Raw genomic sequence first — 17,273 nt, forward strand, 5'->3', positions numbered from 1 at the left:
CTGACAACATTTCAGCGGTGACAGTCGTTACTCCCCTATGTCTATGACCGCCCTCCTGTCCCAATCCCGACGGCACAGCCTGTTCCTCCTGGCCTTGATCGCTCTCACCCTGGCTCCACTCGGAGTGCGGGCTCAGTTTGGTCTGGACAACAAACCGGTGACTGGCGAGCTCGTTTCTGAGCTCAGCACCATCGGTGCTGGAAAGCCCTTCAAAGTGGCGGTGAAGCTGGAGCACCAACCTACCTGGCATGTCTATGGCAAGACCATTCCCGAAGGAGCTCCCGGCCTGCCCACCCGCGTCACCTGGAAGCTGCCGGAAGGCTGGAAGGCAGAAGAACTCCCGTGGCCAGCCACCCATCGCATTCAGTCCACGGGCGGAGTCATGATGGATGCCTACGAGGGCACCGTGTACCTCCCCTATCAAATCACCCCACCCGCCTCTGCGGCGGCGGGAAGCGAAGTGAAACTGGACGGACAAGTGGACGCACTGGTTTGCGATCCGCAAACCTGCATGCCAGTGAAGCTGCCCTTCACCCTGACGCTTCCTCTCGGTGCTGAACCTGCGGTCAATGCTGCAAACAGCACCGTTTTTGCTGCGGCCAGTTCGGAAAAAGCGCCACCTGCACCGACTCCAGCGGTGGAGCCCAAGCAGCCCGAGGTCTCCCCGGCACCCAAGACCGCTACCCCAGAGCCCGCTCCCGTGCCGGCCGCTTCTGCTGAAGCGACCCAAGCAACTGCACCGCCTCAAGCTGAAGGCGGGTTGGCGGGAAAGCTCCTCCTCGCATTCGCGGGTGGATTGATTCTTAACGTCATGCCCTGTGTGTTCCCCGTCTTGGGCATCAAGATTCTCGGTGTGGTGAATCAATCGGGGGAGGACCATCGCCGAATCGTGCTGCACGGGCTGGCCTATACCTTGGGGGTGCTGGTGTGTTTCTGGGTGCTGGCCGGCATCATCCTGGCGTTGCGCTCTGGCGGGGCACAGATCGGCTGGGGAGCTCAACTTCAGTCTCCAGTTTTCGTCCTGCTGCTCACCCTCTTCCTCTTCGCCTTTGGCCTGAACATGGCCGGTCTGTTTGAAGTGGGGACCTCAGCCACCGCTGTCGGCAGCGGGCTCACGCAAAAAGCAGGCTTGGGCGGCTCCTTCTTCTCAGGATTGCTGGCAACGGTGGTGGCCACTCCCTGTGCAGCCCCCTTCCTCGCCCCCGCTCTGGCCTACGCCTTTGTGCTGCCCCCCATCCCCTCTCTGCTGTTCTTCACCGTGATTGGGCTGGGCCTTTCATTCCCTTATCTGTTGCTCTCGGCATTCCCCAAACTCGTCGGCCTTCTGCCGCGTCCCGGAGCCTGGATGGAGAGCTTCAAGCAAGCCATGTCCTTCCTGATGTTTGCCACAGCTGCATTCCTTCTCTGGACCTTCGCCGGGATGGTGGACGACTACGGCCTGCTCAAGGGCATGTTCGGTCTCGTTCTCGTGGGCGTAGCGTGCTGGATCTACGGACGCTGGCAGCTCCCCTACAAGCCGTCCAAGACCCGACTCACTGCAGCCGTCCTGACCCTTGCTTTCCTAGTATCCGGCGCGGTGCTTGCCTGGCCGGAACCCCTTCGCAAGAAGTCCGCCGGCACCGCCAATGGCGAAGTAGCGGCGCTCAACTGGAAGGAATGGTCCCCCGAACTGGTGGCCCAACTTCGAGACGAGAAGAAGCCCGTGTACATCGACTTCACAGCCCGCTGGTGCGTGACCTGCCAGACGAACAAACTCGTGTATCGCGACGACTCCTTGCGTAGCGAATTTCACCGTCTCGGAGTGGTGACCCTCAAGGCTGACTGGACCAACCAGGATGAAGTCATCTTCAAGGCCCTCCAGGAACTGGGGAAAGCCGCTGTTCCCGTGAACGTGCTCTACGTTCCGGGCAAGAAGGAGCCGGTGGTGCTGAACGAGTTGCTCACCGTGGCCCATGTGAAAGAAACCCTGGGCAAGATCGAGCAGCCAGTGGCAGCGGTGAAGTAGCCTTACGGCCCGATCCCCGGTAATCAGCCTGGTCATGAGCCTTCGCCGTAATGGGCGAAGGCTTTTTGTTTGCCAATCATCGGCCGGCACCGTCCGACAAACAAAAGGTGTGACCCATTTCCAGGTCACACCTTCTTGATCTTGATCAGAGGAGTTCCGACAAACTACTTGCGGCCTTTTTCCTTCTCCTTGTCATCGTCCTTGTCGTGGCCGCGCTTGCCCCCCTCACGACCACCGGCCGGAGGATTGTCTTCACGGCGCTGGATCTGGGGTTGGGGACGGGACTCTTCGGCACGGCGTTGCTGGCTCTGCAACTGTTGACGACGGCCTTCCTCCGCTGCCCGGCGGGAGCGCTCTGCGGCCTCACGCTGGCTGTCATCACTGCGGCGACGGGCATCTTCCATGGCCTTGCGCTGGCCGTTCTCTGCTTCACGACGCTGCGCACCTTCTGCGGCAGCGCGCTGCCGGTCCTGCATTTCCTTGCCAGCACGCTGCTGTTTTTCGCGCTCGACGTTCCGCATGCGCTCCTGCGCTTCATTCTGCTCACGGGCCCGGGACTCCATCGCCTTGCGGCGTTCCCCTTCCATCCGTTCCTTGGCAGCCTGCTCACCGCCTTCACGTTCACGCTGCATGCGCACAGCATCATCGCGCTTTTTGGATTCCATGGCCGCCTGGCGCTCTTTGTCGCGCTGAGAATCACCCCGCATCTTTTCCTCACGGTCGCGCTGCATACGTTCCGCGTCATCACGCTTCTTGGACTCCATGGCCGCCTGACGCTCTTTTTCGCGCTGGGCATCCATTTTCATTTTCTCGCCGCGCTCTTGATCCACACGTTCACGCTCCGCCATCTCCTTTTTCTTGGCAGCATCTTCACCTTCCATGGCACGACGACGCTGCTCTGACTCGATGGCATCGCGACGTTCCTTCTCACGGCGGTCGGCCATGTCGGGAGGAGCCCCACCAGGGCGGCCTACGCGTCCATCTTCATCATTGTTGCGTTTGCGTTCGCGGTCATCCATGGCGGTGCCACCGCGCTGTTCACGCAGCTTCTTCTCCTCTTCCAAGCGACGGGCAATGTCCGCCTGCGAGGCACCGCCAGGGGTCAGGCGTTCGTCACGCCCCCCACCGGGCAGGGCACCAGGTCCAGTGCGACGGTCTTCGCGGTTCATGTCACGTCCATCACGATTATCCCGCCCCTTCTGATCCCGGTCGTCATTGGCACCAATCCGCCCATCCCGTTCCCGACCACCGACCACTTTCTCTGGCATCACTTGGGGACGCGTACGATCACCATCCTGACGCATGCGTTCGCGAATGCGTTGAGCCACCGCCGGGTCCTTGACGCCGTCCCAGCCGCGGTCAATGCGACGGTCCGTCACGCGTTCCTTCACCTTGGCAGGTTCACGACGCTCATCATCACGGAAACGGCGGATGTTCGGGGCAGCCACCAGGAAATTATCCCCCTCACGATGGTTGATGCCGCGTCCATATTCCTTTGGATCGCGGCGCATGCGCTCAAAGTCAAAGTCGTCCCGCCGACGCAGCTTCATTTCCCGCACTTCCCGCGCACTGCGTTCCCGCACGAACCCGTACTGGGGCCCGCCAATGTAAACGTTGTTCACGATCGAGTCACGGTAGCTGATGTGAGTGATGTTGACCGAGTTGTTGATGATCGTGACGTTCCGCTCGTAGGGCATGATCACCGTGCGCAGTCGGGGTTCGCCGAAATCACGGTATCTGACGAAGTTGTAGCAGGAGGGTCCAATATCGTAGTAGTCATCCACCCAGGTGTTGAACCCAATGGAGATCTCAAACCGTGCTTCAGGTGGCAAGGGAGCCCAGCCCACATACTCCCTGTCTGGCGTGTCACGCCATGACACCCATGCCGGTGCCCATTCATACCCAGGCACCCAAACCCATCCCATTCCTATGACGCGGGCCCAGCGGCCGTAGTGGTAAGTGGCCCAGCCAAAGTCTTCGTTAGAAACCCAGGTCCAGCCGCCATCGGTGTGCGCCCAGGATCCGTCGGAGTAGGGACGCCACATCGGGTCATCCATGGCCGCGTAGGGACGCCAACAATATCCGTAGTCATCGACTTCAACCCACTCCCCGTAGGGATCCAGGGAGTCGTAGAAGAGTTCAAACGAGACCGTTTCCTGTGCCTGCACGGCACGGGGTGGGAGCGCGACGCACCAGAGGGCGAAGCTTAAGAGTAATAACGGAAGTGTTTTCATGACGTTGCAAGGGGGTGTTGGAGTGAAAAGCCTAGGACCAGTCCCCGCCCATACAGACTGGCCCGGTCGCTCTTCTATTCACTAGATCGCAATCCAATCCCCCGGAGGCTGCTTCGATCATGACCTTCCTCGCAGAGCGCCGCCGCACGAGCACCCTTTTCTCCCATTCAGAAAAGCAAAGGCCTCCCGAAAGGCAAGCATGCCAGCCGGGAGGCCTGGTGAAGAATTTGTAGATTTAGGAACCGGCAGAACTCTAGGCAGCAAACGCCTCGGTAGACTCCTCTGCCGCGGTTGTGCTGGAGCGATGGGCCAGCGGGATGGCCGACCAGATGGCCTTGGCCATTTTTTCGGGTGTGGTGGCATCTCGCAGGGCTTTTACCCCCACGCGGCACTTCACCTCACAGAAGTAGGTGCTCTGAATCGGAAGCTGTAGCCCCATCCTGGTTGTGGGATTCAGCGCCGCGGGGAAGCAATTGTCCTCGGGCAAGCCGCTCACATCCTGACCAGTCTCCATCAAAAGCATCTCGCGGAGACGGGCGTGCACTTGGGCCAGCGTCATCACTAGCCTGCCACCAGGCGACACGCCCAAGGTGCGCTCTTTGACCGTGATCAATCGATTGATCGTGATCCCAGCATAGTGGGCGGCTTGTAGCGCCCGGGGCCGGTCCGTCGCAACAACCGCGGTTCGCATGGACGCCGCACGCGTGCGGCTCTGCGGCGGGATTTTGGGGATCGAGCCTCGCCGACCTCCCACCAATACATTTCTCTGTGCCGTGCCGACGCCGATGCACGAAGGCATGGACGTCCCATTCAATGATTTCCGCGATTTCATGGGGTGATGGAGTCTTGAGGATTTGCCTACCCGAACCAAGTGTCGGGGCTACTTCTCTAAATCCGTTTGGAGTAATAAAACGCACTGTGGATGACCTCTGTTGCCAGAGCAGCACGCGTTGGAAATAATATTAAGTAAAAGCCCTACCCTTCACAAGAATTATTTATGCTAATTGCGGAAATTTTTCAGGTTGCTGACCTTATAGCAATTTAGTTGCTGAAGGCTCCGGGGGAGGACTCACTTGAACCATCGAAACAAACGGCCAAAGAAGCCGTCTTTTTTTTCTCGAGGCTCAGTTCGGGTGAAAATTCCCCCTCCCCCATGCACCGCGCAAGCTGACTGCGGCACCATCTCCACGGGCAGTTCATCGGTGTAGGCTTGACCGGCCTGCTGGCAGGCAGCAGTGGCCAGCTGACCGCTCACCCGGCACAGGGTGACCTCGCTGTCGAGGGCCTCTGCCGCCAGCGCGACAGGTTTGTAATCCAGAGCCACCGCTGACTTCATCACATCCGCCCACACGGGGAGTGCCAGCTTGCCGCCATAGCCACCCGGAGCAATGGTCTGTGGAATATCCAAGCCCACCCAGACGCCGCAGGTAATCTCCCCAGTGTAGCCGACGAACCAGGCATCTTTATAGTCATTGGTGGTACCGGTCTTCCCGCCCGCCCTTTCCTTGAACCCATATTCGCTGCGGGCCGGGGCTCCCGTGCCCTGGTCCATCACCTTTTCCATGAGACGCCGCGTGGCATTGGCAATGTAGTGAGGCATGGCGATGGCCTCCAGCACCGGCGTGGAGTAGATGACCTCTCCCTCGGAGTCGGAGATGCGCTCGATGAGAAAAGGTCGCCGTCTCACGCCCTGATTGGCAAACACGCTCATCGCACTGGTAAGGGACTTCAGGCTTGTGCCCATGTTCCCGATGTAGATCTGGGGCGTGATCACTTGAGGCTCTCCCAGGCCGGAGTCACGCAGGAGCGCGAGCACATTCTCCATACCAGCATAGTTACCAACGCGCACCGTCATGGCATTGCGACTGCGCACCAATCCCACCGACGCAGGCTGCCACCCGAGAAACTTTCCGTCAGAGTTGTCGGGACTCCAGTTCGTGTCGGTGTCCTGCAACTCACCGGGGCGGATCGGAGCATCTTCCACCAGCGTGCCGGGCAGCAATCCCTGCTGGAAGGCTGCGGCATAGATGAAGGGTTTGACCGTCGAGCCGATGGGCCGCGTACCCTGAAGCGCCCGGTCAAAGCGGCTCTGGGTAAAGTCCCGCCCTCCCACCACTGCCAGGATGCCGCCCGTGTGGTTGTTCACTGCCAGCACCGCCCCTTGCAGATAGGGTACGGACTGAGGTTCCGTCACGCCATCCCAGGCCGCATCAAACTGCGCCTTGGTAGGGTGAGTGTAGCTGCGCTGCTTTTCCACCTCCTTCAGCCGCTTCTCCAACGATGCCTCCGCCGCAGCCTGAATGTCCTTGTCCAGGGTGGTGTGGATCACCAGCCCGCCGTCTTCCACATCCTGGTCGTTAAGGATCAGTTCCAGATCGCGGCGCACCGCCTCCATCATGTAGTTGTCCTGGGAGCGGATCACAGGCAGCGCCGCCACCACGATCTCCTCCTTCATGGCCGCATCTGCCTCGGCCTGGGTGATGGCCTTGGTGGTGACCATCCGCTTGAGCACATCGTCCCGCTCCTTGAGCGCTCCCTTCCAATTTCGAAATGGGGAAAAGCGGTTGGGGCTGCGGATGATGCCAGCCAGCATCGCGGCCTCACCCGGAGTCAGCTCGGACGCCGACTTGGCAAAGTAGGCCTTGCTCGCCCGTTCGATCCCATAAAGCCCACTGCCGAAGAAGATGCGGTTCACGTAAAGTTCGAGAATCTCGTCCTTGGACTTCTCAGCCTCGATGCGCCTCGCCAGCATGACTTCCACCAGCTTGCGATGGAGGGTCTTCGCATTCAGCCCGTCAAAACTGTTGCGCGCCAGCTGCATCGTGATGGTGCTGGCCCCCTGCACGGCGCGTTTGTCCTTCAGGTTGCGCACTGCCGCACGCAGCACCCCGATGTAATCCACTCCGCCGTGGTCATAGAATCGGGCGTCTTCCCGAGCCAGCAGCGCCTTGATGAAGAACGGTGACACCTTGGAGAACGGCACCACCACCCGGTTCTCCCCGTGTAGTTTGCCCAGCTCCCGCCCCTTCACGTCCAGCACCACTGACCGCTGCGGCATCTCTCCCAGCTTGGCCACATCATACTGGCGGGCCATCTGCCCAAACACCACCAACACGGTGGTGCCAGCAGCAGCCCCTAACAACAGCACGATCAATCCCAATCGGGTCAAAATACGACGAAAACGATGGCGCGGAGCTTTGATGGGCTCGGGAGTCGGCAGAGCGGGATCGATCATGCGGGATGGGATTGCAGTTCCTCTCACCTGTGCTTCCGCCAAATGCAAGCCGTGCGAACGGCGGGTGAATTCTCTGTGAATTGGCAAAGAAAACAAGACATGGCGGCACGCTTCTGGGGCAGTGAGGGAATCCAAAAGCGGAATCGGACTTTCCTTGCACAGTGAGCGTTGCCGTTTGAAGTATCCCCTTCCCCATGTCTGACACCTTTCTGCCCGAATCCGCTGTCACTCTCATCCAGGCCGCCCTGCTCGAAGATGTGGGCACCGGAGATCTCACGTCCGAGTTCTTCGTGCCGGAAAACAGCTTGGCCAAGGCCCGCATCTTCGCCAAAGAAAGCGGAGTCACCGCCGGTGCGGACATCGCACGACAGGTGTTTGAGGCAGTGGACTCCTCACTCTCGGTGCACCTAGAGCGGCACGATGGCGTTCCTTTCGAGCCGGGGGACACCATCCTCCAAGTGGCTGGCCGTACCCGCAGCATCCTCACGGCGGAACGCACCGCTCTCAATTTCCTCCAGCGCCTGTGCGGCATCGCCACGCAGACCCGCCGTCATGTGGAGGCAGTGCGCCCGCATTCGGTGAAGATTCTGGACACCCGGAAGACCACCCCAGGCTGGCGTCTGCTGGAGAAACATGCCGTCAAATGCGGCGGTGGCACCAACCACCGCATCGGCCTGTATGACATGGTCATGGTGAAGGACAACCACCTGCTGGCGGATGACCGCCAGGAAGACCTGCAAGCCGCGATTCACGCCGTGCATCAGAAGCACCCACGGGTCCGCATCGAGCTGGAGGCCGACACCCTGGAACAGGTGGAACGATTCCTGAAGCTCGAAGGCGTGGACGTGATCCTGTTGGACAACATGCCCCCGGATGTGCTCCGCCAGGCCGTAGCTCTGGTGGACAAGCGGGTGCTGCTGGAAGCCAGCGGTGGAATCACCCTCGACACGCTGCCTCAGTACGCGGCCACCGGTGTGGATGCCATTTCCATCGGCGCGCTGACCCACACGGTGCGGGCGCTGGACCTCTCTCTGGAGCTCCTTTAACGCAGCCCTTAGGGCGCGTCCCATGCGATGATTTTGTTCCCGGATGGTGGCGAGGCCTCCACTCCGGGTTCCAGATACCATTTCTTGGTCGCCACCCCCATGATCAGGATGTTGTCCTTCACGACCACTCCGGTAGGCTTTTCAAACTTCGAACCTCCAGCCGTGGCCAGTATCATGTGGGTAGGATTGCTGTTGCGACGGGCATCGACGTAGTTCCCCTCGATCACGACGCCATGTGAGGCATTGACCACCATGATGATGCCGTTGTTTTGCAGGGTGGAAGTCGTCACCACGGTATTGCCCTTCAGGAGGACTTCGGCAGAGCGGTCCTCCACATGCAATGCCTCTGCCCCGTAGTTCTCGATCCGACAGTCCTGTACAGTCGCCTTCTGAACATTGGCAAACCCGACGGCAAATCCACCGGAGGCGTTCTTGCTACGGTTGTCCCGGAACACACAGTCACGCACCAGGATGTCACGCATGGTGCCGTTGGGAGCATTGAACTCCAGATCGGAAGATTCATTCTCCGCAAACTCGGAGTTCCGCACCAGCACGCCCTCCACACTGCCCTTGGCTTGATTGGACTGGAAGAGACCGTACGTGCAGCCACGGATCTCCACCCCATCCATCTCAAACCGGGTCAAATCACCGCCCCCTACCTGAAGCGCATGGCAGTAAGTTCCGGGATGACTGGCCGAGTTTCCTATGAAGCGGCAACCGCGCAACGTCAGCCCTTCCACCTTGCCCACCACAGGCATCATCACCAGAGGAAAGGCACCTCGACGCTCCATGGTGATGCCCTCCAGCACCACTCCGCTCTGCGGGCGCAGAAACTCTCGGTATTCCTTGTCGCCCCCTTCGGAGGTCAGAACAAATACTGACTTCCTCCCCTGCCCCAAGATCGTGACCCCTGACGGGACCGTCAGTCCCCCCTTCCCCAGCACCACCCGGTACTCTCCCGGAGGGATCAGAAGGGTGTCACCTGCTTTGAGGGAACCTAACACTTTCCCCAGACTTTCCCGGTAGTCATTACTACCGTCCGCCAACTTCTGGACATCTGGCGGGGGGAAGACCACGGTGCCCGCCTGCGCCACCGCCCCCGACATCACGCCGAGGGTCAGACAAGTGAACCACAGCCAGGGCCGGAGCAAGGAGATGGTTTGGGACATGAGTGCGAGGAAAGAAAATACGTCCATCCCGCCCCGGTATTTTCAGCCACATGCATGCAGGCACGCAGTCAGTCAGACAGATCTGGCCTGCGTCACTTGACCCGCTCCCGCCCGGACATGCGAAGCCGACCGACCTGATCACGCGTGAAGGTGAACTTTTCCCGGACGGTCGCAGACTTCTCACTGCTGCCATACTCGACCCGCACCATGACGACAAAAGGCGCACAGACGATCTTCTGAATTCTGAACACAGGTTCCGCCTTGGGCCGGAGAAAGCAATACAGCGGCAGGTGGGGACGGTCAGCGTTCCAGATCCATCGCGCCAGGGGAAACTCGGGCACCTCAGAGAGCGCCACCAACAACTCACGCACCATCGCCTCCCCATACTCCCGGCCGAGCTTCCCAGCGGCCCGCCGGCTTCTCAGGTGCTCCATCCAGGCTGCCACGGGATTCTGATGCACCTCCTCCATCTCCTCAATGAGCTGGAGGGCGTGTTCGTTCATCGCTTCACGAAAGGATTCCCGCGAGAGATCCCCGCGATCAAAGGCGGCAAAGATCTGGCGCGGAGTCTGGAAGGAGGCGGGCGGTAGGGACGACACGAGACTGATACGTTGACGAGAGAATTCCCGGCCGCAAGTGCACGGCTGCGTTTCCCAGCCTTCGCCCCCAGGCTCGGTTCTGCGGTTGAACTGATGACCAGCCCCCGCCATGATGGCTGCCCCGCCTGCTCCCGACACCTGCCATGACTCTCGCCGACTGGTACGACACGCCCTTTTACTACGACATCATCTTTGACCAGGACACGGACAAGGAGGTCGCCTTCCTGGAGACGATGATGCGACGTCATGGAGGGAAAGCTGGCGAGAAACCTCTGAAGATCCTGGAGCCCGCCTGCGGGTCCGGTCGGCTCATGGCAGCCCTGGCACAACGAGGTCATGGGGTGTGGGGCTTTGACCTGAACGAAAACATGACGGCTTACACCCGTCAGCGACTGGAGGAACTGAAGGCCCAAGGGACAGTGTGGGAGGACCGGATGGAGGACTTCAACCTTCCCCGCAAAGCGAAGACGAAATTCGACCTCGCCCATTGCCTGGTCAGCACCTTCAAGTACGTGATGGAGGAAGCGGGTGCGGCCTCCCACCTACAGCGCGTGGCCGACAGCCTCCGGAAGGGCGGGCTTTATGTCCTGGGCCTGCACCTCACGGACTACGACGATCCCAACGAACAGCACGAGCGTTGGGTGGGAAAGCGCGATGGCGTCAAGGTCATCTGCAATACCCACACGTGGCCAGCAGATCGCAAGACTCGCCGGGAGGATCTGCGCACCCGCCTGCACATCACCCAGGATGGCCGGACCGGGATTCAGGAAACGCGCTGGCAGTTCCGCACCTACAATGCGCGCCAGCTCAAGGCTCTGCTAAGCAAAGTCCCGGACCTCACCTGCGTGGCCTGTCACGACTTCAACTACGATGCCGAAGACCTTCGGAAGCTGGATGACAGCTATGCGGACATCGTGCTGGTTTTGCGACGCAATTGACTTGCACAAAACTGGCAGCAATGACTACCTTGAAGGCATGAAGCATACCCTTCTGCTTGGTTTGGCCTTGGGAGCCCTCTCCCTGCTCCTCTCCTCCTGCATGGCCACCAAAGGTCTCGGTCAGGACATGCAGATCTTGGGCGAGAAGATCGAACACAAGGCTGACGAATCCATTGCCCCCCGTACCCCGCCACCCTCCGCTGGTGCGTACGTGGCACCGCCCCTCTGAAGCGGCGCAATATTTCCTCGGGCCAGCCCGACTGAATCAAGAATCAACGCACCACGGGGTCCCCGGCCACTCCGGAGCGGCTAATAGCCCGGATGGCCACCGCTTTGGCCCCCGGGGGCATGGTGTAGATTTTCACTTCGGTCGGCAGCAACCGCTTGCCCACCCAGTTGCCGTTCTCATAGGTCTGCACATACCACCACTTGGTCAGCGAGAGCATGCGCTCATCCAGGTAGTCCCATGAGACGGTGTTGCCTGAGACATTCATCACCGGAGTGAGCGGCTTCTCCATCCCCAACCACGAAGCGGAGGGCGGAATGGCAAAATCTTGGTAGGCCCGCTGACGGCACAAATCTGCCAACGTCCCTTTGTTCTTCCCCAGAGCGCTATAGTTCCAGTGCAAGTGGCCTGGCGGCATGTAGGCCGCCCGCGTCCGAACAATGCCGATCTGGCGGAGGATTTCATGCGGTTGACGGTCCTGCATCACCCGGTCTGAGGCCATGCCGGGCCAGATGTGCCGGCGGGCAGTGTTCTGCGAGAGCCACCAGTCATAGAGCGCGGCAAAGCTCAGGTTCTTGGGCTCATTCGGCCAGTAGAGCTGCGGAGCCATGTAGTCCACCCAACCGCGCTGCAACCACTTCAGGGAATCTGCGGCCAGGGCTTCGTAGGGATCGAGCGCCCCTTTCGCGTAGCCGACCGGGTTGTTGGGCCGCCAGATGCCAAAGGGGCTGATGCCCACACGGACCCAGGACTTTTCCCGCTTCACCATATTGTAGAGCTCTTCCACAAAGGTGTTCACGTTCTCCCGCCGCCAGTCAGACTTGCCCAGCTTTCCACCCGCTTTCTGGTAGGCACCGTAGCTGCGGTCATCCGGGAAGGGTGCCCCCTTCACGGGATAGGGGTAGAAGTAGTCATCCATGTGGACGCCATCCACATCATACCGCGTCAGCACATCCTGCATCACTGCCAGGGAATGGGCCCGCACGCCCGGCTCACCAGGATCCATCCAAGTGTCTTCACCGTATTTCATGCACCACTGCGGGTGCGTGATCGTGATGTGCTTTCCTGCCCCCTTGTACTTGGGGCCGCTCAGGGCGCGGAAGGGATTGAACCAGGCGTGCAGTTCGATACCACGGGCATGAGCTTCCTTGATGAAAAACGCGAGCGGGTCCCACATCGGATCGGGCGCCTTGCCCATCTCGTTGGTCAGCCACGGCGACCAGGGTTCTAGGTTCGACGCATAGACCGCATCCCCCGCCGGCCGCACCTGGAAGATGAGGGCGTTCAGCTTGAGTGTGACCGCCTTGTCGAGAATGCCCGTCAGCTCAGCCTGCTGCTTCGCCGTGGGATCGCCGGGCTCGAACGGAAAATCAATGCCGCGCACCGTGGCCACCCAGGCCCCGCGGAACTCACGCAATGGCTGAGGGGGTGGCGGCACCTGGCTTTGACCGGGCGCAGAGGATGGGACCCACCCTGCGGCCAACGCCGATGCGACAGAGATGGCCAGGCGTACCCGGATCCGGTGGAAGAAGGAGGGGGGCATGCGCGCACTTCATGCCTTGAAATGCGTCGTTGCGCAAGCTCCCAATCCCCTCACTCGAGCCCGGCTGGTCGGCTCGCTTTACCAGTGAAGATCGGTTCTCCCCGGCGTTAAAGTCCGCAGTCGCTCTCTTTGCATGAATGCTCCCCGCCTACCCCACGCTGACCTGCTGCAACTCAAACGCTGGAACACCCCTACCATTTATAACGGCTGGGAACAGATCACCCGCCGCAATCCCTGTGCAGACGGCTTTAATCGCGAGGAGACTCGGGACTACATGCCCCAGATGGGTCCCATGGTCGGGTACGCCGTGACTGTGGTCATCGAGCCCAGCAATCCCAACCACCGCACCCTGGCCGACGCTTGGCTGAGATACCGGGAATATGTGGCCAGTGTGCCCGGACCGAAGATTGTGGTTGTGCAGGATCTGGACAAACCGGGGGTGATCGGCGCATTCTGGGGAGAGGTGAACAGCAACATGCATCGTGCCCTGGGCTGCGTGGGCACGATCGTGGATGGAGCCATTCGCGATGTGGATGAGATGACCAACGCGGGATTCAAAGCCCTGGCACGACGCCTTTGCGTAGGGCATGCAGCCGTTCACCCGGTACGCTGGAACTGTGAGGTCGAGGTGTTCGGCACCCCCGTCCAGCCGGGCCAGCTCATTCACGCGGACAAACACGGCTTCCTCGCCGTCCCTGCCGAAGATGAATCAGGACTCCTGGATGCCGCCCGCTTCATGGACGCGAACGAATGCAACACCGTGATCCCTGCCGCGCGGGGCACCTCAGGTTTGGCGGCCGGGCAGATCCTTGATCAACTGGCAGCTGCGGGGCGTCAGTTCGGGGAAGCGGCTCGGGCGAAATTCCAAAGAGATGGCGAGTGGTAGCCAGCGATGGCGACCGTTCTCATTCACCAGTCATCCATGAAACTTCCCCGTCATCTCCGGTCACTGATCTCTGGTCTGGCCGCTGTCACTTTTTCCATGGCAACCGCTGCCGCCTCTGAACCTTCGTTGAAGTGGGAAAAGCTGCCCGCCCTGCCGGACCCGGAGGGCTTTGCCAGCATGTACAGTGGCGTCAGTCACGACACGCTGCTGGCCGCAGGTGGGGCCAACTTTCCCGGCAAACGCCCCTGGGAAGGCGGGACCAAGGTCTGGTATGACACGGTGTGGGCGCTGAACCAGCCCACCGGAACCTGGCAGAAGGCAGGTCAGCTTCCCCAACCGCTGGGCTATGGCGCGAGTGTGACTTGGCGGGATGAAGTGATCTGCGCCGGGGGCAGCCACTCTGCGGGACATGTGGCAGATGTCTTTGCCCTGCGGCTCGATCAAGGGAAGCTGGTCACGCGCTCCCTCCCCAAACTTCCCAAACCCTGCGCCAACATGAGCTGGGCGCTGGTGAATGACGTCCTCTATCTCTCCGGTGGGATTGAGCGGACCGATGCGACCTCGGCGATGGCCACCCTATGGAGTCTCCGCCTGAGCGATGCCAATGCATACTGGCAGGAACTTCCCCCCTGCCCCGGGACGCCCCGCATGCTGGCCGTGGCAGGCGCATGGGAAGGAGCCTTTTACCTCTTTGGCGGCGCGGGCTTACAGCCTGGCCCAGATGGCAAGCCCAGCCGGATCTGGTTGAAGGACGCCTGGCGATACACTGCTGGCAGTGGCTGGGAAAAGCTGCCCGATCTGCCTCGCGTAGCGGTTGCGGCCCCTTCCCCTGCGCCCTCCGTTGTAGAAGGGCTGGTGATTGCTTCAGGTGATGATGGCAGCAAGGTGGGGTTCAAACCGGAAACCGACCATCCCGGCTTCCCCAAGAACGGACTGCTCTTCTCGCCCCGCACTGGCACTTGGGTGGAGCTAGCCTCCGTACCCTTCTCCTTGGCCACCGCACCGGTCACTCCTTGGCAGGGAGGCTGGGTGATTCCCAGTGGTGAAGCCCGCCCCGGCTATCGCACCCCGCAGGTGTGGTTCATGAAACGCTGATCTTGTCCCGGTCGTCTTTGGGCGAGTCTCTATTGAGGCTCTGAGTCGTCGAGTGCGGTGACGGTTCCCAATCATCATCCATCGGAGACTTCCGCCCGACGGCCCGCCAAGCCATTACGAGGCCGATCAAAGTCACAACGGCCGCCCCGAGGAACGGCAGTCCCGGCCAGGAGCCGAGGGAAGGTTCGCCAAGCTGGGTGGCCGTCACGCCCGCGAACGCCGCGGGACCAATGACACCAGCGAGGTGAAAGACGGTGGCCCCCACCATATCACCAAGCCCGGGCTGCATCTTCGCGGGGTCAGTCCCGATCCCAATGGCAAACAGCCACGTCCAGAGCAGAGGCCCCACAATCCCTGCCACACTGGTGAGACTGTTGAGCGCCCCTTGCACGGCCCCCTGCTCATCCGGCCCCACTTCGCGCGTGATCATCGCCTGCGCGGCCGGGCCAGCAATGCAGCCCAGAGCTCCTACCACCAGCACCAGATAAACCATCCATCCTTGAGTGGCCAGACCATAGCCCACCATGCCCAGTGCCGTGGCCAGCAAACCAAAGGCCAGCCCCTTCCGGTCTCCCAAAACGCCAAGAATTTTCCCCGCCAGCCCTCCCTGGACCACCGCCATCAGAATGCCAACGATGGCCAGTGATGCGCCGACGTGCTTGGTGTCCCAGCCATATCGGATGCCTGTGTAGAGGACCCAGAGGCTGGGATAAATGTTCTGCGCCAGGTGGATGAAGAAGTGCGTCTCAGCCAGACTCACCACAATGGGCCATCTCCGCAGTGCCAGCAGGGAACGAATGGGGTGCGCACTGGCCCACTGAAAGGGGCGGCGGTTTTCCCGCTTCACAGATTCTGGGAGCACGAAGAGCCCATACAGGAAGTTCAAGAGAGTGATGCCGGCAGCCACGAGAAACGGCACCCGAAGCCCCACATCCCCCAGCCAACCGCCCGCCAGCGGCCCAGCTACAAAACCCAGACCGAATGCGGCGCCAATCATGCCGAAGCCCTCAGCTCGTTTCTCCGGTGGGGTGACGTCAGCGATGTAGGCACTGCAAGCGCTGAAGTTCGACGCGGTGATCCCCGCAATCACCCTGCCAACATAGAGCCATAGGAGGCTGGGGGCCCAGGCGAGCAACAAGTAATCCAGCCCAGAACCCAGCAGCGCCAGCAAAATGACAGGACGCCGTCCGAACCGGTCGGACAAGCTCCCGAGCACCGGCGAGAAAACGAACTGCATCAGGGCATAGATCGCCCCCAGCCACCCCAACGCATGAACGGAATGCAACACGTCCCCTCCCTCCATCTGTTCGACGAGCTTGGGAAGCACTGGCACGATGAGCCCGACCCCGAAGATATCCAAGAACAGGGTGATGAAGATAAAAATGACGGCGGGCTTCGGACGGGCCATCGGCGACCATAGCGAGGACCTGCTTCCAGGTGATGAAAATGTTTCCTCAGGGGAAAACAGGTTGATTCCGGCGAATTGTTTATTTGGCCGCAGCCACGTCTCTCCCACCGACGATTTATTTTCATCGGATGAATAGATTGCTCAGCAACCTCGTCAGTTGCAGCGTGACACTATTTCCCCAAAACGCCATGAAACTGAACCAGTTGCTTTCCACCGGATTGGCCGCACTTGCGCTCATTCCCCTCCTCGCCACCTCTGCCAGCGCTGCTCCCCCAAAAGGCGACCGTGACCGCGATCGGGATCGTATCCCTGCGGCAGTGATCCAGCTCGACAGCACCTCCCATCAGCTGGTGGACGCCTATGAGTCTGATCTCCGCCGTCACAAGCAAGGCCCCCCTCGTGGCAATGAGCGCCGCTTCCTGGACGCCACCCGGAGTCTGGAGGCTGCCAGCCACACCTTGAGGTCGGACGTGGAGTCCCGCCAGTCTCCCCGCAAGCTTCAGGGCACATTCTACTCCCTGAGAAATGCGATGGATCAGGTCTCCCTCGCCAGCCGGGATCTGCGCCTGACGGAGCGGACTCGGGGAGTACTCTTTCAGACCCGCTCACTTGTGAAACAGGTGGAGGACCAGAAGGGCTACCTCTTCGCTCGTGCTGAGGACAAAGACCGTCATGATCACGACCACGACCATGACCATGATCGCGACAAGGATCGCCCCCGCGGTCCTGGTGGAATTCTGAAGAAGCTCTTCGGAAACTGATCCCGCCATCTCTTTGAGCGTGAGTCACCCTTGTGTGGCTCACGCTTTTTTTATTGCCCGGTCCCGAGCCGCCCTGCACCTGCCATATCCGCCACTTGCACGAATCCTCCGTTTGCATGAAGGGAGTG

14 protein-coding genes are annotated in these 17,273 nt (G+C 60.8%); 7 read left to right on the forward strand and 7 right to left on the reverse strand.

Going from position 1 to position 17,273, the window contains the following annotated elements; all coding sequences use genetic code 11:
* Positions 1-43: 43 nt before the first annotated feature.
* A complete protein-coding gene (locus BV106_RS36450; protein WP_051946477.1) occupies positions 44-2,005 on the forward strand; it encodes a thioredoxin family protein in 1,962 nt (653 codons plus the stop codon).
* A 164-nt stretch (positions 2,006-2,169) separates the two neighbouring features.
* On the opposite strand, the gene BV106_RS36455 is transcribed toward BV106_RS36450, so the two are convergent.
* The 3 genes from BV106_RS36455 to BV106_RS29600 form a co-directional block, all read right to left on the reverse strand.
* A complete protein-coding gene (locus tag BV106_RS36455) occupies positions 2,170-4,239 on the reverse strand; it encodes a DUF6600 domain-containing protein (RefSeq protein WP_265596202.1) in 2,070 nt (689 codons plus the stop codon).
* 253 nt (positions 4,240-4,492) lie between these two features.
* A complete protein-coding gene (locus BV106_RS29595; RefSeq protein ID WP_265596203.1) occupies positions 4,493-4,930 on the reverse strand; it encodes a hypothetical protein in 438 nt (145 codons plus the stop codon).
* A gap of 378 nt (positions 4,931-5,308) precedes the next feature.
* Complete coding sequence (locus tag BV106_RS29600; RefSeq protein ID WP_081892424.1) at positions 5,309-7,474, reverse strand: transglycosylase domain-containing protein; 2,166 nt, start codon at positions 7,472-7,474, stop codon at positions 5,309-5,311.
* Positions 7,475-7,668: 194 nt separating this feature from the next.
* On the opposite strand from BV106_RS29600, the gene nadC reads away from it, so the two are divergent.
* The gene (nadC, locus tag BV106_RS29605) at positions 7,669-8,520 is read left to right on the forward strand and encodes a carboxylating nicotinate-nucleotide diphosphorylase (protein WP_051946479.1); all 852 of its coding nucleotides are present in this window, start codon (positions 7,669-7,671) and stop codon (positions 8,518-8,520) included.
* An 8-nt stretch (positions 8,521-8,528) separates the two neighbouring features.
* On the opposite strand, the gene BV106_RS29610 is transcribed toward nadC, so the two are convergent.
* The gene (locus tag BV106_RS29610) at positions 8,529-9,689 is read right to left on the reverse strand and encodes a right-handed parallel beta-helix repeat-containing protein (RefSeq protein ID WP_038170864.1); all 1,161 of its coding nucleotides are present in this window, start codon (positions 9,687-9,689) and stop codon (positions 8,529-8,531) included.
* 92 nt (positions 9,690-9,781) lie between these two features.
* The gene (locus tag BV106_RS29615) at positions 9,782-10,288 is read right to left on the reverse strand and encodes a hypothetical protein (protein ID WP_038170866.1); all 507 of its coding nucleotides are present in this window, start codon (positions 10,286-10,288) and stop codon (positions 9,782-9,784) included.
* A 143-nt stretch (positions 10,289-10,431) separates the two neighbouring features.
* Between BV106_RS29615 and BV106_RS29620 the strand changes: the two genes are divergently transcribed.
* Positions 10,432-11,226, forward strand: a complete 795-nt coding sequence (locus BV106_RS29620; protein ID WP_051946480.1) for a class I SAM-dependent methyltransferase — start codon at positions 10,432-10,434, stop codon at positions 11,224-11,226.
* Positions 11,227-11,263: 37 nt separating this feature from the next.
* Positions 11,264-11,455, forward strand: coding sequence for a hypothetical protein (locus BV106_RS29625; RefSeq protein WP_265596204.1), 192 nt, complete (start codon positions 11,264-11,266; stop codon positions 11,453-11,455).
* 43 nt (positions 11,456-11,498) lie between these two features.
* On the opposite strand, the gene BV106_RS29630 is transcribed toward BV106_RS29625, so the two are convergent.
* Positions 11,499-12,995: a family 10 glycosylhydrolase gene (locus tag BV106_RS29630; RefSeq protein WP_051946482.1), complete on the reverse strand. Its 1,497-nt coding sequence runs from the start codon at positions 12,993-12,995 to the stop codon at positions 11,499-11,501.
* Positions 12,996-13,128: 133 nt separating this feature from the next.
* Here BV106_RS29630 and BV106_RS29635 point away from each other — a divergent pair, with 133 nt between their 5' ends.
* Both BV106_RS29635 and BV106_RS29640 read left to right on the forward strand, forming a co-directional pair.
* Complete coding sequence (locus BV106_RS29635) at positions 13,129-13,881, forward strand: RraA family protein (protein ID WP_038170870.1); 753 nt, start codon at positions 13,129-13,131, stop codon at positions 13,879-13,881.
* Positions 13,882-13,917: 36 nt separating this feature from the next.
* Positions 13,918-14,976 (forward strand): hypothetical protein, encoded by a 1,059-nt coding sequence (locus tag BV106_RS29640; protein WP_038170997.1) that lies wholly within the window; start codon positions 13,918-13,920, stop codon positions 14,974-14,976.
* Here the strand turns inward: BV106_RS29640 and BV106_RS29645 are convergent.
* Positions 14,963-16,492, reverse strand: coding sequence for a TCR/Tet family MFS transporter (locus BV106_RS29645; protein WP_343123383.1), 1,530 nt, complete (start codon positions 16,490-16,492; stop codon positions 14,963-14,965). The two genes, BV106_RS29640 and BV106_RS29645, sit on opposite strands and share 14 nt — an antisense overlap.
* A gap of 80 nt (positions 16,493-16,572) precedes the next feature.
* Between BV106_RS29645 and BV106_RS29650 the strand changes: the two genes are divergently transcribed.
* Entirely contained in the window at positions 16,573-17,145 is a 573-nt protein-coding gene (locus tag BV106_RS29650) for a hypothetical protein (RefSeq protein WP_038170874.1), read from the forward strand.
* The last annotated feature ends 128 nt before the right edge of the window (positions 17,146-17,273 follow it).

It is taken from the genome of Verrucomicrobium sp. BvORR106 (genome assembly GCF_000739655.1).
GTDB lineage: Bacteria > Verrucomicrobiota > Verrucomicrobiia > Verrucomicrobiales > Verrucomicrobiaceae > Verrucomicrobium.

Coding starts and splice junctions, on each gene's coding strand:
- BV106_RS36450 (WP_051946477.1), top strand. CDS start 44: ATGACCGCCCTCCTGTCCCAATCCCGACGGCACAGCCTGTTCCTCCTG.
- BV106_RS36455 (WP_265596202.1), bottom strand. CDS start 4,239: ATGAAAACACTTCCGTTATTACTCTTAAGCTTCGCCCTCTGGTGCGTC.
- BV106_RS29595 (WP_265596203.1), bottom strand. CDS start 4,930: ATGCGAACCGCGGTTGTTGCGACGGACCGGCCCCGGGCGCTACAAGCC.
- BV106_RS29600 (WP_081892424.1), bottom strand. CDS start 7,474: ATGATCGATCCCGCTCTGCCGACTCCCGAGCCCATCAAAGCTCCGCGC.
- nadC (WP_051946479.1), top strand. CDS start 7,669: ATGTCTGACACCTTTCTGCCCGAATCCGCTGTCACTCTCATCCAGGCC.
- BV106_RS29610 (WP_038170864.1), bottom strand. CDS start 9,689: ATGTCCCAAACCATCTCCTTGCTCCGGCCCTGGCTGTGGTTCACTTGT.
- BV106_RS29620 (WP_051946480.1), top strand. CDS start 10,432: ATGACTCTCGCCGACTGGTACGACACGCCCTTTTACTACGACATCATC.
- BV106_RS29625 (WP_265596204.1), top strand. CDS start 11,264: ATGAAGCATACCCTTCTGCTTGGTTTGGCCTTGGGAGCCCTCTCCCTG.
- BV106_RS29630 (WP_051946482.1), bottom strand. CDS start 12,995: ATGCCCCCCTCCTTCTTCCACCGGATCCGGGTACGCCTGGCCATCTCT.
- BV106_RS29635 (WP_038170870.1), top strand. CDS start 13,129: ATGAATGCTCCCCGCCTACCCCACGCTGACCTGCTGCAACTCAAACGC.
- BV106_RS29640 (WP_038170997.1), top strand. CDS start 13,918: ATGAAACTTCCCCGTCATCTCCGGTCACTGATCTCTGGTCTGGCCGCT.
- BV106_RS29650 (WP_038170874.1), top strand. CDS start 16,573: ATGAAACTGAACCAGTTGCTTTCCACCGGATTGGCCGCACTTGCGCTC.